We start from the raw sequence: 15,843 nt of genomic DNA, 5'->3' as shown, positions 1-15,843 counted from the left end.
CGGGGCCTTAAGCCCCGTGGTTAAACAGTTTGTTGCCGTTGATTAATGAGCGTTCGATGCAACCTGACGCCCTGCAGCACGGTCCCAGATAATCGCCAGAACCAGTGCAACAACGGTAGGCATCAGCCAGGCCAGACCCTGCTCGGACAGCGGCAGACGCTGTGTCCATGCCGGCAGTATGTGCGCGAAAGCTGATGCTTTAATCCCGTCAAGGATACCAAAAATCAGGCTGATAAACATGGCTGGCGCAATAATTCGTGAAGAGTTGTTCCACCACGGGCGAGTAAAGCTCAGCACCACCAGCACGATACACGGCGGGTAAATAGCCGTCAGCACCGGAATAGAGACCTGAATCAGGTGGCTCAGACCGAGGTTGGACACCGCCATGGAGAAGATACCGAGGATAAACACCAGGGTGCGGTAAGAGAGCGGCAGATACTGTGCAAAGAACTCTGCGCAGGCGCAGGTCAGGCCAACCGCCGTCACCAGACAGGCAAGGAAGATGAGCGCTGCCAGCAGCATACTGCCCGCACCGCCGAAGGTGTGCTGAACGTAGGCGTGCAGGATAGCCGCACCGTTGGCGTTCTGATCGACCAGCATGGCGCTGTCGGAACCCAGACGGAACAGCGCCAGATACAGCAGCGTCAGCCCCACACCGGCCATCAGGCCAGCCCAGATGGTATAGCGGGTCAGCAGACGCGCTTCGGTCACACCGCGGGAACGCGCGGCGTTAACGATAACGATACCAAACACCATCGCGCCCAGCGTATCCATCGTCAGGTAGCCGTTCACAAAGCCGTTAGAGAACGCGGCATTTTTATATGCGTCCATCGCGTCGCTAATCGGGCCCGCTGGCCAGACGATGGCCGCAACAGCCAGAACAATCAGCGCCACAATTTTCAGCGGAGCCAGGAAGTTACCCACGGTATCCAGCAGCTTGCCCGGATAGAGGGAAACCAGAATCACGATCGCGAAGTAGATCAGGCTGTAGATAAACAGCGGCATCGCACCGTCACCGGTCAGGGGAGCAATACCCACTTCGAAGGACACGGTCGCCGTACGCGGGGTCGCAAACAGCGGGCCAACGGCCAGATAGCAGACGGTTGCCAGCAGAACGCCCGCCACTTTGCCAATCGGGGTGCTGAGGCTATCCACACCGCCGCCGACTTTCGCCAGCGCGACGACGGTCAGAACCGGCAGACCCACGGCAGTAATCAGGAAACCAAACGCGGCGGTCCAGACGTGTTCACCCGCCTGTAAGCCAACCATTGGAGGGAAAATGATGTTGCCTGCGCCAACGAACAGCGCAAATGTCATAAAGCCCAGCGCGATGATGTCACGCGATTTTAAGTGATGGGTCATAAAACCTTACTGCCTGTGGATGTGGTGTTGAAAACATTGAGATTTTCGATATCCCTGACGGGACGATACAGCCGAAAATTTGCTCAATTTCAGCGGGAAATGCTCCCGTCCTGGCGTGGAGAAGAATAGTTTTTCGATTTACCACGCAAATACAGTCGGTCTGACAGTATCTGGGGCGCAATTTAAACGCTTATAACGTTTAAAGGCAAGGTGGGATCGTAAAACCAGAACAATATGCCAGCATGAAAATACACATCAGAACAATACGCTATTTATAAGAAAAACCCATGGCTAATCACGCGAACAAAAAACAGTCAGCCGTATAAAATTCATCCGCGTTTCGCTTGACTGCAAAGCAAACGGGCCAGCAGACGCTGACCCGTGGAAAGGTAAAATGACACGCCTGCCGTCAGGCGATCTTTTTGGCAATTAATCGTTCCGGAATAACGAAACTGAAGCGGGTTCCTTTACCCAGCGTACTCTGAATATCGAGACGGCTTTCATGGTGATTCACCGCGTGTTTCACAATTGCCAGCCCCAGGCCGCTTCCGCCTGTTTGCCGGGATCGCGCTTTATCCACACGGTAAAAGCGCTCGGTCAGACGCGGAATATGCTCAGGCGCGATCCCCGGCCCGTTGTCTTCCACGCTAAACTCAGCCCCCGTTGGGGCATGGTGCCAGCGCACCACGATATTCGTCCCCTCCGGGGTATGATTCACCGCGTTATATACCAGGTTGGAAATGGCGCTCCGCAGTTCATCTTCGCTGCCCAGCACCTTCAGCGTATTGTCGACCTCAAAAGTCAGGTGATGCTTTTTGTGGCTTAACGTCTGCGCTTCACGCTCAACGACCCGCAGCATCATCGGGACATCAATGGTCTCATTTAGCGCGAGCGACGGCGCCGCTTCAATCTTCGAGAGCGTCAGCAGCTGCTTCACCAGCCCTTCCATCCGGTGCGTTTGCTCGCGCATGGTGTGCAGCGCTTTTTCACGCGGCGCGCCTTCAAGCGTTTGCTCCTGCATCATCTCCAGGTATCCCTGAAGCACGGTCAGCGGTGTACGCAGTTCGTGACTGACGTTGGCGAAGAAGTTGCGACGCGCCCCTTCCAGCTGGTGCATCTGGGTGACATCTCGCGCCACCATCAGCCACTGCTTATCGCTGTAGGGCATCACGCGGATTTCCAGATGGCGACCATTATTGAGCTTCAGATTGTGCGGGCGGGTAAAATCACGCTTTTTCAGATACAGCGTGAACTCGGGATAGCGCAGAAGGTTGAGGATATTCTGACCATTATCATCGGGCCAGCGCAGGCCCAGCAGCTGTTGTGCAAGGCCGTTACACCAGAAGATCGTCCCTTCTTCGGTCGTCAGAATAACGGCATCCGGCAGCGACTCTGCACCGCTGCGAAAACGCTTAATCAGGCTTCCCAGCTCGCGGCGACGCTTTTTATTACGCATCTGCATCTGATGCAGTCCGTACAGCAGCGGCTCCCAGCTGCCGCTTCCCGGCGGCGGCGTCATACTTCGGTCAACCCACAGCCACCACGAGAGGCGCAGCAGGTTCCAGAAATGCCAGATCAGCAGCCCGGTGACCGACGCCAGCAGAAACCACGGCAGGTGTCCAAGAAAGGCCCCCAGAAGGAAGGCCGGAATACAGCATAAGATCAGTTCAAAGACGAGCCTTTTCCATGACAGACGTTCCAGCACGCGTCACACTCCTGTCATTGTTCAGAAACGGGTAGAAAAACGATAACCCGTGCCGCGGACCGTCTGCACCATGCGATCGTGGCCGCTCAGTTCCAGTGCTTTTCGCAGGCGGCGAATATGTACGTCAACCGTCCGGTCTTCGACATACACGTTAGTTCCCCAGACGTTATTCAGCAACTGCTCGCGGCTGTAAACGCGTTCCGGGTGAGTCATAAAGAAGTGCAGGAGTTTAAATTCGGTAGGCCCCATGTCGAGGGGATTTTCACCGGTCATGACGCGGTGTGAGGTGGGGTCAAGGCTCAGCCCCTGCATCTCTATCACCTCTTCCACCGCCATCGGCGAAATACGGCGCATCACGGCTTTAATGCGGGCAACCAGCTCTTTTGGAGAGAACGGTTTAGTAATGTAATCGTCCGCGCCGGTCTCCAGACCGCGAACGCGATCCTCTTCTTCTCCGCGCGCCGTGAGCATCACAACCGGGATGTCGCGGGTCAGCGCTTCACGCTTCAGGTGTTTGATAAACTGCAGTCCGGAGCCGCCGGGCAACATCCAGTCCAGCAGAATCAGATCGGGCCAGGGTTCATTCAGCTGGTTCACTGCGCTGTCATAATCTTCCGCTTCAACCGGCTGGAAGCCGTTTTGCTCGAGCACGAAGCACACCATTTCACGAATTGGAGCTTCATCTTCTACGACCAGAATACGTCTCGCCATACTTTGCCCTGTCTTATCTTATTTAAGTTACAAGTTTGTAATTCGGCGCCATTATGCGTCAGATTTATGACAGATTTATGAAAAACAGTACCACGATAACGGGCAAACCGTTGTTTTATTACAGCGGTTATTTTCCCGTCTCTGAACGTTTATAATCCTGCTTTCTCTTTTTTGCCACGGATCTGCTATGCGCATACTTCACACCTCGGACTGGCATCTGGGTCAAAATTTTTACAGCAAAAGCCGTGCGGCTGAACATGAAGCCTTCCTGAACTGGCTGCTGGAAACGGCCCGGACGCACGAGGTGGACGCGATTATTGTGGCGGGTGACATCTTTGATACCGGCTCGCCCCCCAGCTATGCGCGTGAACTGTACAACCGCTTCGTGGTGAATTTGCAGCAAACCGGCTGTCATCTGGTGATTGTCGCCGGCAACCATGATTCCGTCGCGACGCTCAATGAATCCCGCGACATCCTGGCATTTCTCAATACCACCGTCGTCGCCAGCGCCGGGCACGCCCCGCAGATCCTGAAAAAACGCGACGGCACGCCGGGGGCGGTGCTGTGCCCCATTCCCTTTTTGCGTCCGCGGGACATCGTGCAAAGTCAGGCGGGGCTGTCGGGCGCGGAAAAACAGCAGCATCTCCTGCAGGCCATCACGGATTATTATCACCAGCAGCACGCCGATGCCTGCGCCCTGCGCGGCGACCAGCCGATTCCGGTGATTGCGACCGGGCATCTCACCACCGTCGGGGCCAGTAAAAGTGACGCCGTACGCGACATCTATATCGGCACGCTGGATGCCTTTCCGGCGCAAAACTTCCCGCCAGCCGACTACATTGCGCTCGGGCACATACACCGGGCGCAGATCGTCGGCGGCAGCGAGCACATCCGCTACTGCGGCTCGCCTCTTTCGCTCAGCTTTGACGAAACGGGCAAAGCCAAGTCCGTCCATCTGGTGAGCTTCTCCGAGGGAAAACTTCACGCCGTCGAGACGCTGGAAGTACCGGTCACCCAGCCGCTGGCGGTGCTAAAGGGCGATCTTGCCGCCATTACCGCCCAGCTTGAGCAGTGGCGCGGAACAGCGCTTAACCCGCCCGTCTGGCTGGATATCGAAATCACCACCGACGACTACCTGCACGATATGCAGCGTAAAATTCAGGCGCTGACGGAAGATTTACCCGTCGAAGTCTTACTGGTACGCCGCAGCCGCGAGCAGCGCGAGAAAATTCTGTTAAGCGCTCAACGTGAAACGCTCAGTGAGCTTCGGGTTGAAGAGGTGTTTGAACGCAGGCTCTCGCAGGAGGAAATTGACGACGCGAAGCGCGCAAGACTCAGCGAACTGTTCAGCCATACCCTGCATGCGCTCAATGATGAGGAAGAAAACGCATGAAAATTTTGAGCCTGCGCCTGAAAAATCTCAACTCCCTCAAGGGCGAGTGGAAAATTGACTTTACCGCGGAGCCGTTTGCCAGCAACGGGCTGTTTGCCATTACCGGCGCGACCGGGGCAGGTAAAACCACCCTGCTCGACGCCATCTGCCTGGCGCTTTATCACGAAACGCCGCGACTGCAGAAGGTCTCTCAGGCGCAAAACGACCTGATGACGCGCGACACCGCCGAGTGCCTGGCGGAAGTGGAGTTCGAGGTAAAAGGCACCGCCTATCGCGCATTCTGGAGCCAGAACCGCGCGCGCAACCAGCCGGACGGAAACCTGCAGGCGCCGCGCGTGGAGCTGGCGCGCTGCGAAGATGGCAAAATCCTGGCCGACAAAGTGACGGATAAACTGGAGCAAACCGCTGCGCTCACCGGGCTGGACTATGGCCGCTTCACCCGCTCGATGCTGCTCTCACAGGGGCAGTTTGCCGCCTTCCTTAATGCCAGGCCGAGCGATCGCGCCGAGCTGCTGGAAGAGCTGACCGGCACCGAGATCTACGGACAGATTTCCGCCATGGTGTTTGAAAAACATAAAGCCGCCCGCAGCGTGCTTGAAAAGTGCGAGGCGCAGGCGGCGGGCGTCGTGCTGTTGAGCGAAGAGCAACAGCAGCAGTTGCAGCAAAGTTTGCAGGCGCTTACTGACGAAGAGAAAATCCTGCTGGTTCAGCAGCAAAGCCAACAGAAAGATTTTCAGTGGCTTACGCGCCATGATGAGCTCGTGCTTGAGCAACAGCGCGTCACCGCGATGCAGCAGCAGGCGCAACAGGCGCTGACGAACGCTGCGCCAGAGCTGGCAAAGCTCCTGCTTGCTCTGCCCGCCGCCCAGCTTCGACCGCTTTGGGCGCACCAGCAGGAGCAAACCGCGCGCCTGACGCAAACCCAGCAGCGAATTATTGAAGTAAATACTCGCTTACAAGCCAAAACCGCACTGCGCGCGCGGATCCGTCATACCGCCCAGCGGAATCATGAGCAGCTTCAGACCGAACTGACGGCGCTGGCGCAGTGGCTGGCGGAGCACGAGCGCTATCGCCTGCTGGGGCAGGAGATTGCCGGCTGGCGTGCCCAGTTCTCACAGCTTAACCGCGACAAAACGCAGTTAGCCTCGCTTGCTGCGCGGATGGGTGAATTACGCAACAGGCTGGCTGAGATGCCGGAAAATGCGCTGACGCTGACGGCGGATGAGGTCAGCGCGGCCATGGAGCAGCAGTCCCGGTCACGCACGCTGCGTCAGCGGCTGACGTCGCTGCATGCCCGCTATCAGCCGCTGCAAAAGCGCCTGCGCCAGAGCGGTGAAAGCGTGCAGAAGGCTCAGGCCGATCAAAATAAACTCAATGAAACGCTGACGCTGCGCCGCCAGCAGTACAAAGAGAAACACCAGCACTATCTGGACCTCAAGGCCCTGTGCGAAACCGAAGCGACGATTAAAGACCTGGAAAGCTATCGTTCCCGGCTTGAGGCAGGCAAACCCTGTCCGCTGTGCGGCTCCAGCGAGCACCCCGCCGTTGCGCAATACCAGTCGCTTGAGCTGACGGATAACCAGCGCCGCCGCGATGTCCTGGAAAAAGAGGTCGCCGCCCTTAAAGAGGAAGGGCTGCTGGTGCTGGGACAGGTTAATGCCCTGACGCAGCAGATCCAGCGCGAGTCAGACGAAGCGCAGACTCTCTCTCAGGAAGAGCAAGCACTCACTAAAGAGTGGATGGAGGCCTGCGCTTCCCTGAACATCGCGTTGAATATTCAGGAAGATATCACGCCATGGATGAACGAGCAGGAACAGTACGAGCGCCAGCTTTATCAGCTCAGCCAGCGTCTGACCCTGCAAAACCAGCTAAACGAGCAGGAAGTGCTGGAGCGACAGTATCAGCAGCAGCTGACGGCCGCGCGCCAGGCGCTGGAAATCACCCTGCTCTCGCTATCGCTTAACGTACCTGAAGACGGCAATGAAGCCGCCTGGCTGCACGCCCGCGAAGCGGAATTCGCGCAGTGGCAGGAGAAACAAACGCAGCACGGCGTGCTTCTGGAACGCATAAACGCGCTGAAGCCGCTGCTCGACACGCTTCCGGAAACGAACGGCGAAGAGGCCGAACCGGCCATTCCTGACGGCTGGCGCGACGTTCACGATGAATGCGTGTCGCTACAAAGCCAGCTCAGCGCGCAGCAGCAGCAGGAAAAGCTGGAGCAAGAGCGCCTGCAGCAGTCGCAGACGCAGTTCACCACGGCGCTCGCAGCGAGCTGCTTTGCCGATCGGGACGCGTTCCTTGCCGCGCTGCTGGATGACGACGCTATTCGCCACCTCGAACAGCTGAAGCAGTCGCTGGAAAGCCAGATACAGCAGGCCGCGGCCCTTTCCGGCCAGGCTAACCAGCAGCTGCAGGCTCATCTGGCGCTGCGGCCGGAAGGGCTCAACGCAGATGCTCCTGCGCTGCAAAGCCAGCTGCAGCAGCTGGCGGAAAGGCTTCGCGAGAACACCACGCATCAGGGCGAGATCCGCCAGCAGCTTAAGCAGGACAGCGATAACCGTCAGCACCAGCTGGCGTTGATGCAGCAAATTGAAGAGGCCGCGCGCCAGGCGGATGACTGGGGTTATCTGAACGCGCTGATCGGCTCCAGCACCGGCGACAAGTTCCGTAAATTCGCGCAGGGGCTGACGCTGGATAATCTCGTCTGGCTTGCTAACCAGCAGCTTAACCGTCTGCACGGGCGTTATCTGCTGCAGCGCAAGGCCAGCGACGCGCTGGAGCTGGAAGTGGTCGATACCTGGCAGGCGGATGCGGTTCGCGATACCCGAACGCTCTCGGGCGGCGAGAGCTTCCTGGTCAGCCTGGCGCTGGCGCTGGCTCTTTCCGATCTGGTGAGCCATAAGACGCGGATCGATTCCCTGTTCCTGGATGAGGGGTTCGGCACGCTCGACAGTGAAACGCTGGATACCGCGCTGGATGCGCTCGACGCGCTGAACGCCACCGGGAAAACCATCGGCGTGATCAGCCACGTTGAGGCGATGAAAGAGCGCATTCCGGTACAGATCAAGGTGAAGAAAATTAACGGGCTGGGTTATAGCAGGCTGGATAAGGAATTTGCGGTGGGCTGAATGGTAGGTCGGTGCGGTCTGATGCCCTCACCCTAGCCCTCTCCCACAGGGAGAAGAACCAAAATAATTGAATAAAATCGAAGAAAATCTAAGTTAAAAGGCGTTGTTTTTATTAAGTTTTTTGTAGTTGCATGGGTAAATTTTGGTCATTACGCTAATGTTTAAGAAACAGTCTTTTTTGAACCAGTTTTTGAACTTAGTTAATGAATAAAAATTCACTCATTATGCAAGGAACTGAATAATGAACATCGTCTTTTCTTCTAAAGCTTTAGATCGTCTGCCAGCAAAAACCAGCCCGTATATTGTTTATCACGCCAGTGGTGAACGGGGTACGGGCCGCTTAGGTGTGCGAGTATACACCACAGGTAAGAAGAAATTTATCTACCGTCACTTTGTTGGTAAAACGGCAAAGTTTCAGACGTTAGGTGAATACCCGGATATGCCACTCAGTAAAGCGCTTGAGCAATTCGAAGCCCTTTCAGAATCCAAGGATGTGATCAAGACGGCCTCAAAAGGTGCCGGAACCCTTGAAGCACTGTTTGAAGCGCACAAGGAAGACTTCTTTGCAGCGGGTAAACGTTCATACAAGCATTACATCAGTCTGCGCTCTGTCATTGCAGAAAGCGGCCTGTTACCTGAGAGCACAGTCGCCAACAAAATCACGACCAATGATTGCCGCGCAATCCTGAACTACGTATACAAGACCACAGGAAAACGTCAGTGGGTTAATGAAGTGCGCTCCTACATGTGTGCTCTCTTTTCCTGGGGTATGAAGTCTGATAAATCGCCTGTGATGGATGTTGTACAAAGCAAATTTGATATCCCCTTCAACCCGGTAACAGCGATCCCTACGCTTGCGTGTGACGCATATGTGGGCGAGCGCTATCTTTCTTTCGATGAGCTGGCACAACTCCTTAACGATGCGAACTCAGGCGAACATTTTACGCCTGATATCAGTGTGTTTTTAAAGCTTGTTTTCTTTTGTTGTGGTCAGCGCCCCTACGAAATATTAGCAGCGAAAAAAGAACATTATAATCGTGATGCTCAACTACTCTCAATTCCTCCAGGAATTGCCAAAACAAAAAAAATGGTATCACATCGCTTTAAGCCCCAGCGCGATAGAATTAATTGATGAAAAGTGTTTGCGTTATCCTGAAAGTGAATATCTTTTCCCTGATATACGTTACGAATCAAAAATGGCGGCATGGATTTTAAAAGAGAAGGAGGGAACCCTTAAAAAGAACTCTGTAAAACCCACTCCATTTTTACCTACCAGCTTACTTGGAGATAATATTCGTCGTTATCGGGAGCGTACTAATATGAAATCGTTTACGCCCCGCGATTTCCGGCGAACCTTTAAAACCCTTGGAGGACAAATTAAACTATCAAAAGAAATCAGGGACCGCATTCAGAATCATAATAAAAGTGACGTGTCTTCTAAACACTATGACCGCTATGATTACTTTGAAGAGAAAATGGATGCGGTTTTGAAATTGGAGAAGAAGTGTTTCTAATTGACGGGCATCATCGTCTGGCGGGGGCAAAACTTTGCCGCCAGCGTGGTATTCAGATTAATTCTGTTGAATGTCAGGAATTTGTAGGGGATGAAGTTGATAAAGTTCGTCTGATGCTTAAAACTGCTGATGGGTTACAGTTGACCCCGCTTGACCGTGGCGTTGGCTATCAGCGCATGGTTTTGCTTGGAAAAAAACCTCATGAAATCAGTTCGGAAATCGGACGATCTGAGTCTGATGTGGTCATTCATCTGGCCCTGATGGAATGCTCTGATTATATTAAATCGCTGGTTGCCGAGTCTAAAATCAACTACTCATATGCTGTTGAATTAACAAGAGAACACGGAGATCAGGTTGATGCTGTTGTTAAGGCGCAGCTTGAATCCGCTACACGTAAAGGTAAAGAAAAGATCACTCGCAGCCTCAGCGAACCGCAGATCACCCCAAAAAAGTTGCGCCGCTTTATTCAGCTTATCAGTGAGTCAACACAACGGACAAAAGATAATAAAGTCCAGTTTGTACTTGAAGCTGAAAGCGCTAAAGAAGTAATTGATATTCTCACTTTGTATCAGAACAAATTAGAAGGGATATCTAATGGAACTGGTCAATCGTAATGCCCCGCAAAACGTCCTTGATAAAGCAAAACAACATCTTAATCTTTTCAAAGAAAAGGTGTTAATACCGCATAAATTATACAGAACTAAATATCTGGTGATTTATGTTAACAAATCCTGGCGATTGCTTTCTAAAGATAAGGGTGAGAACTGGATATTAATGATATATCATGAATTTGATCGCCACATTTAATGTGTGAGGTTCCTATGCCTGATTCAAATGCTATCGTAAATATGTTGTCAGAAGAACTTGCCGCAAAAGTAAAAAAATTTGCAGCTTTGATTGAGCACGATTACGCGCTTGAGAGCGATGCAATCAAAGAACTGGTTTCACGTTTTGAAGAAGCATTAAAGATGAATGATGCGCTTATCTGTGAAAATTCAATGCTCAATATCATGCGTATGGTTTATGAAAGCGATTCGCCGGAACAGCTTTCGACCCTTACCATGATTATCCCGATCAAGCGGAAACACTAGCTGCGATCTGGAGGTATCTATGGCGCTTTCAGTACGCTATATCAAGATGGGTGAGATGTGCCGCCTCGTTGGTAAAACTCCCCCCACGATCCGAAAGATGATTAAAACGGGCGAGTTTCCAAAACCAAGGAAGGTTGGAGGTACATTCCTGGGTTGGCTTGAGTCTGATTTTCAGGAGTGGGTAGCAGGTCAGAAGGATGAACAATTACGCCTTGTCAATAAAAAGTAGTTAGTAAGTAGCAGCTAAACGTACAGGGATGTACCCACTCCTTTGATTTACTGATACGCAATATTCAACGTTGCAATTGCATTCGCTTTTCCAGCGTGAATTTTATCCTTAGTTTGTATATATCGGGCAGTAAACGGATAAGTCTCAGGGCCACCAGCCGATCGGTTCAGGTTGACCATTTCATTAATTTTGAGCGGATTATTATCATAAAGGATCTGAACCCCCACTCCTGTAGCTACGTTTTCTTCGTCTGATAAAGCGATAACGCTGTTGTCTGAGGTGTCTGGATTTTGTCTTCCATTCAGCGTGACATTCACGTTAGCATCTTCATCGCAATCCAGTTTTAAATTGACAGTCTGTGTGATTTTTGAGAATGCTCCTGTGTGTTCAAAGTCAGAAGATGGAACATTGCCCATCGGGAACGCCAGACCTGCTCCTGACTGAATTGAACATTTTAAAGAAGTAACATTTCCTCCCATCATGTTCAGTTTCATAACCGACATCGTCAGTGCTGAATCAGGCCCATCACCGACATCCCATCTCATAATCATGCCTGAGTTTATCGTACCAGACTGAGCTTCTCCCTCAGTTTTAATTATCTCAACTTTGACCGAGGACAAATTTTGCCACATACCAATCGGAGTCAGATGATCATTTCGAATAACACCATATTCTGTTGACACACGAATACCTATCCCCTCCACATTGGTTTTATAAACATGCGATACGGATGATTCAGTAGAAAATATTCCCACGTCCCAGACACCGTATGTACCATCACTACATTCAGGTCCGAATTTTGTGAAACTGACGGTTTTTGTCTGCAAAACAGTACCGGGAGGTGTATCGCGCTGAACAATTATATTGTCAAGAGTAACTGTTTCGTCCAGATAATTACCGCTGTAAAACCAACAATCCGCTGAAGCTATATTAGAAATGCATATTAATAGGAAAAAAAATAGTATATGCTGTTTTCCTTTCATTTCTTTCATTCCTTTTTACTCGAAAAGTATAGATTTCAAACAGATATACTCCAATAATATTATATTGATAATTAAAAAAATATCCTCATGAGGACTGCTTTGTACTTGACAATAACAAATAATAATATTTTCATTGTATTTTTTTTCTATATATTTCAAGGGGTTACAATATGAAAAAAAACGTGAAAATTAGCACCTCCCTTGTAAATAATTTTACGATTAGACTTTAATAGATCATAAATAAATTCCAATGGTACTCTTTTCAATTATTGATTTGCATTTTAAACCGACACTGCTACTAATTCTTTTATGCAGTTTTTATGCAAAAGCGTGAAACTGATGGATTTTGTTTTTTCTTTTTTGAACTTTTTATTGAACTCCAAAAATACTGAATGAATCCTTTATCAACTAAATTATTGTTTTGTAGGGTATATTTTCTCTTCAGCCTTTTACTTTTTCCCTCTCCCACAGGGAGAGGGAATAAACATTTTTTGCTTTTATTCCGGCCACAGCCACGCCGCGCCGCGCACGCCGCTGGAGTCACCGTGGACAGCTTTGCGGATCGGGGTTTCACACTCGCCGCCAAACACCCACTGTTTCACCAGATTCGGTACCGTGGCGTACAGCCGGTCAACGTTGCTCATGCCGCCGCCGAGCACAATCACGTCCGGATCGAGAATATTCACCACGTGCGCCAGGGATTTCGCCAGCCGCATTTCGTAGCGGCTAAGGGCCAGCTCGGCGACCGGATCCTGTTCTTCGACCAGACGCATGATTTCGTTGCCCTTTAGCGGCTGGCCGCTTAAGCGGTGGTAGTCGGTCGCAAAACCGGTGCCGGAGATAAACGTCTCAATACAGCCCTGCTTTCCGCAGTAGCACGGCACCTCAGCGCGGTATTTAAGCTCGTCTTCATCCATCCACGGCAGCGGGTTGTGTCCCCACTCGCCCGCGGTACCGTTACCGCCGATATGGGCGCGCCCGCCGAACGCCACGCCCGCACCGCAGCCGGTACCGATAATCACGGCAAACACGGTCTGAGCACCGGCCGCCGCGCCGTCGATGGCCTCAGAGACCGCCAGGCAGTTGGCGTCGTTGGCCAGACGCACTTCCCGGTTCAGACTTTGGCTCAAATCTTTATCAAACGGCTGACCGTTGAGCCAGGTGGAGTTGGCGTTTTTAACCACCCCGGTATACGGGGAGATCGACCCCGGGATCCCCATCCCGACGCTGCCGGTTTGGCCTGTCGCCTGCTCTGCCATCTCAACCAGGCTGGCAATCGTCTCGATAGTCTGGTGATAATCATCGCGCGGCGTCGGCAGACGGTGGCGAAACAGCTGCTCCCCCTGCTCGCTCAGTGCGATGACTTCTGTTTTGGTGCCGCCCAAATCGATCCCAATACGCACAAGACTCTCCTCATTATTTTGATTATCAACAGAGTAGAAGCACGCTTCCCGATTAGCAATGCAAGCGATGCGACAATTCGTTATCATGCCCGCTGATTTAACGACAAGGCCGTGGAAATTATCATGCTGTGGTTCAAAAATTTGATGGTTTACCGTCTCAGCCGCGACGTTTCGCTGCGTGCAGAAGAGATGGAAAAACAGTTAGCCGCTTATACCTTTTCCCCTTGCGGTAGCCAGGATATGGCGAAAACCGGCTGGGTTCCGCCAATGGGTTCACAAAGCGATGCACTGACCCACGCCAGCAGCACGGGTCAAATCATCGTCTGCGCCCGTAAAGAAGAGAAAATCCTGCCGACGCCGGTGGTTAAGCAGGCGCTCGAAGCGAAAATTTTCAAGCTGGAAGCCGAACAGGGCCGCAAGCTGAAAAAGACCGAGAAAGATTCGCTGAAAGACGAAGTGCTGCACTCGCTGCTGCCGCGCGCCTTCAGCCGCTTCAGCCAGACCATGATGTGGATCGACACCGTCAACGGGCTGATCATGGTGGACTGCGCCAGCGCCAAGAAAGCAGAAGATACGCTGGCCCTGCTGCGTAAAAGCATCGGATCTTTACCGGTCGTTCCGCTGGCGCTGGAAACGCCGATCGAGCTGACGCTGACCGAATGGGTACGCAGCGGCGCTGCGGCTCAGGGTTTCCAGATCCTTGATGAAGCCGAGCTGAAAGCCCTGCTGGAAGATGGCGGCGTGATCCGCGCGAAGAAGCAGGATCTGGTGAGCGACGAGATCGCCGTCCACATCGAAGCGGGTAAAGTGGTCACTAAACTGGCGCTCGACTGGCAGCAGCGCATTCAGTTCGTGATGTGCGACGACGGCTCCGTGAAGCGTCTGAAGTTCTGCGACGAGCTGCGCGATCAGAACGAAGATATCGACAGGGAAGATTATGCCCAGCGCTTTGACGCGGACTTCATCCTGATGACCGGCGAGCTGGCCGCGTTGATTCAGAATCTGGTGGAAGGTCTCGGCGGCGAAGCGCAGAGATAAGAGGCAAAACGCAGGCCGGGTAAGCGTTAGCGCCACCCGGCTTATTTTTTATTTCAGATAGCGGCACAGATAAGAGGTAGGTTCAGCGACCTGCAAATGGAACTCGCTGTGGCCAGGGACGTTGAAAACTTGCCCGGCAGCGTAAACTTTCCATTCCGTTTCACCCGGCAGTAAGACGTTCAGCGCACCGCTGACGACCGTCATTTCTTCAGCTTCCGCCGTGCCAAAGGTGTATTCCCCTTCCGCCATAACGCCGACACTGGCGCGGCCAGTGCTGCTGCTGGTAAAACCAATGGATTTCACTTTACCGGAAAAGTATTCGTTACTTTGAAGCATGAACTGGCCCTTATATTTATAGATAAAAATTCACTATAGGGGCCATGCTCATCACCTGTCACGCAAAATCATTACATGAGAAGTTCCGAGGCCAGGCGAGCCATCAGAACGTTGGATAACAGCACGGGCACATCCAGCGCTTTTTGCAGCAGATCACGATGGTGCTGATGGAAACCGAGGCAGTCCAGAATCAAGACATCTGCTCCTCTCTCAAGCAGTTCCTTCCCGGCAGCAATAAGTTTTGCCTCACTGTCCCAGAACGGATTTGCCAGCGCATACAAGGGCATTTTTTCCAGCACGTGCCATTTTGCTTCCTGGTTATCCATGAGCTCCTCAATGGGCACAATCACCCCCACCTGATGACCATCCACGATGGAGGCCACCAGCGGTGGAATGATCCGCATCGGCTCAAGCAAAATCGCATTACGCGCCGTAAGCCCCTTAATGGGCGCGGTGCTCATCAGCAAAATAACGTCATAACCTTGATTATCGAGCACTTCTATCACGCCCTGCAGCGAGCGCTCGATTTTCTGACGCGAAACGTGCGCCAGTTTACCGTCGCTTAATAACGTCGCCAGGGGATCCTCCCCCGCCTCGACAGCGTAGTCTTCCATGACCTCTTCCCGACTCATCTTCCCCAGCAGGCTAAGATGCGTTATCTGTTGTTCAGATACATGCTCGGTTAAGAGCGGTAACACTTCGCTTACAGGGACCACACCAATGGTGAGGATCGCCAACGTTGCCTTCATCTTGATCGCCTTCCATTACTCCAACATCGTACACACAGGTACAGGCTCACTACGCTGCGCAGTTCATTTTTTCAACAAAACAGCACCAAGCGTAGCAGGTGATCCCGACATCGAAATGTAAAGATCGCCTGCCGATACCGGAGTTACTTGTAATAACTAAATATTAACTCCTGCTTAACTTTCCCGATGAGTAAAAAGTGT

General features: G+C 52.4%; 16 protein-coding genes. 9 read left to right on the top strand and 7 right to left on the bottom strand.

Features of this window, described 5'->3' with window-relative positions; genetic code table 11:
* Window positions 1-42: 42 nt before the first annotated feature.
* The 3 genes from brnQ to phoB form a co-directional block, all read right to left on the bottom strand.
* Window positions 43-1,362: a branched-chain amino acid transporter carrier protein BrnQ gene (brnQ, locus tag HB664_RS07860; RefSeq protein WP_024906795.1), complete on the bottom strand. Its 1,320-nt coding sequence runs from the start codon at window positions 1,360-1,362 to the stop codon at window positions 43-45.
* Window positions 1,363-1,771: 409 nt separating this feature from the next.
* Window positions 1,772-3,067, bottom strand: a complete 1,296-nt coding sequence (gene phoR / locus HB664_RS07855) for a phosphate regulon sensor histidine kinase PhoR (protein WP_219940577.1) — start codon at window positions 3,065-3,067, stop codon at window positions 1,772-1,774.
* Window positions 3,068-3,088: 21 nt separating this feature from the next.
* The gene (phoB, locus tag HB664_RS07850; RefSeq protein WP_008503265.1) at window positions 3,089-3,778 is read right to left on the bottom strand and encodes a phosphate response regulator transcription factor PhoB; all 690 of its coding nucleotides are present in this window, start codon (window positions 3,776-3,778) and stop codon (window positions 3,089-3,091) included.
* A 187-nt stretch (window positions 3,779-3,965) separates the two neighbouring features.
* Between phoB and sbcD the strand changes: the two genes are divergently transcribed.
* From sbcD to HB664_RS07810, 8 genes are all read left to right on the top strand, one after another.
* Complete coding sequence (gene sbcD / locus HB664_RS07845; RefSeq protein ID WP_219940576.1) at window positions 3,966-5,171, top strand: exonuclease subunit SbcD; 1,206 nt, start codon at window positions 3,966-3,968, stop codon at window positions 5,169-5,171.
* Window positions 5,168-8,299 (top strand): exonuclease subunit SbcC, encoded by a 3,132-nt coding sequence (sbcC, locus tag HB664_RS07840; protein ID WP_219940575.1) that lies wholly within the window; start codon window positions 5,168-5,170, stop codon window positions 8,297-8,299. The genes sbcD and sbcC overlap by 4 nt, the downstream gene beginning before the upstream one ends.
* A 241-nt stretch (window positions 8,300-8,540) precedes the next feature.
* Entirely contained in the window at window positions 8,541-9,431 is an 891-nt protein-coding gene (locus HB664_RS07835; RefSeq protein ID WP_219940574.1) for an integrase family protein, read from the top strand.
* Window positions 9,370-9,813, top strand: coding sequence for a hypothetical protein (locus tag HB664_RS22800; protein ID WP_258235881.1), 444 nt, complete (start codon window positions 9,370-9,372; stop codon window positions 9,811-9,813). Before HB664_RS07835 ends, HB664_RS22800 begins: the two co-directional genes overlap by 62 nt.
* The gene (locus HB664_RS07825) at window positions 9,804-10,427 is read left to right on the top strand and encodes a KorB domain-containing protein (RefSeq protein ID WP_219940573.1); all 624 of its coding nucleotides are present in this window, start codon (window positions 9,804-9,806) and stop codon (window positions 10,425-10,427) included. The genes HB664_RS22800 and HB664_RS07825 overlap by 10 nt, the downstream gene beginning before the upstream one ends.
* On the top strand, window positions 10,408-10,620 hold the full coding sequence (locus tag HB664_RS07820; RefSeq protein ID WP_219940572.1) for a hypothetical protein: 213 nt from the start codon (window positions 10,408-10,410) through the stop codon (window positions 10,618-10,620). Before HB664_RS07825 ends, HB664_RS07820 begins: the two co-directional genes overlap by 20 nt.
* A gap of 14 nt (window positions 10,621-10,634) precedes the next feature.
* Complete coding sequence (locus HB664_RS07815) at window positions 10,635-10,904, top strand: hypothetical protein (RefSeq protein ID WP_219940571.1); 270 nt, start codon at window positions 10,635-10,637, stop codon at window positions 10,902-10,904.
* 19 nt (window positions 10,905-10,923) lie between these two features.
* Complete coding sequence (locus tag HB664_RS07810) at window positions 10,924-11,133, top strand: AlpA family transcriptional regulator (RefSeq protein ID WP_219940570.1); 210 nt, start codon at window positions 10,924-10,926, stop codon at window positions 11,131-11,133.
* Window positions 11,134-11,180: 47 nt separating this feature from the next.
* On the opposite strand, the gene HB664_RS07805 is transcribed toward HB664_RS07810, so the two are convergent.
* Window positions 11,181-12,125 carry a fimbrial protein gene (locus HB664_RS07805; RefSeq protein ID WP_219940569.1) on the bottom strand — a complete coding sequence of 315 codons (945 nt, stop codon included), beginning with the start codon at window positions 12,123-12,125 and terminating at the stop codon, window positions 11,181-11,183.
* Between the two features lie 488 nt (window positions 12,126-12,613).
* Window positions 12,614-13,519: a fructokinase gene (mak, locus tag HB664_RS07800; protein ID WP_219940568.1), complete on the bottom strand. Its 906-nt coding sequence runs from the start codon at window positions 13,517-13,519 to the stop codon at window positions 12,614-12,616.
* A gap of 123 nt (window positions 13,520-13,642) precedes the next feature.
* Between mak and rdgC the strand changes: the two genes are divergently transcribed.
* Window positions 13,643-14,557 (top strand): recombination-associated protein RdgC, encoded by a 915-nt coding sequence (gene rdgC, locus HB664_RS07795; protein ID WP_023310540.1) that lies wholly within the window; start codon window positions 13,643-13,645, stop codon window positions 14,555-14,557.
* 48 nt (window positions 14,558-14,605) lie between these two features.
* Here rdgC and ppnP read toward each other — a convergent pair whose 3' ends face one another.
* Both ppnP and HB664_RS07785 read right to left on the bottom strand, forming a co-directional pair.
* Window positions 14,606-14,893, bottom strand: a complete 288-nt coding sequence (ppnP, locus tag HB664_RS07790) for a pyrimidine/purine nucleoside phosphorylase (RefSeq protein ID WP_008503270.1) — start codon at window positions 14,891-14,893, stop codon at window positions 14,606-14,608.
* Between the two features lie 71 nt (window positions 14,894-14,964).
* Window positions 14,965-15,642, bottom strand: coding sequence for an AroM family protein (locus tag HB664_RS07785; protein ID WP_167818689.1), 678 nt, complete (start codon window positions 15,640-15,642; stop codon window positions 14,965-14,967).
* Window positions 15,643-15,843: the final 201 nt, after the last annotated feature.

The sequence above is a fragment of the Enterobacter sp. DNB-S2 genome, assembly GCF_019443845.1.
GTDB lineage: Bacteria > Pseudomonadota > Gammaproteobacteria > Enterobacterales > Enterobacteriaceae > Enterobacter > Enterobacter asburiae_B.
Note: the sequence above shows the minus strand (reverse complement) of the source record. Positions and strands in the feature narration are given on the sequence as shown.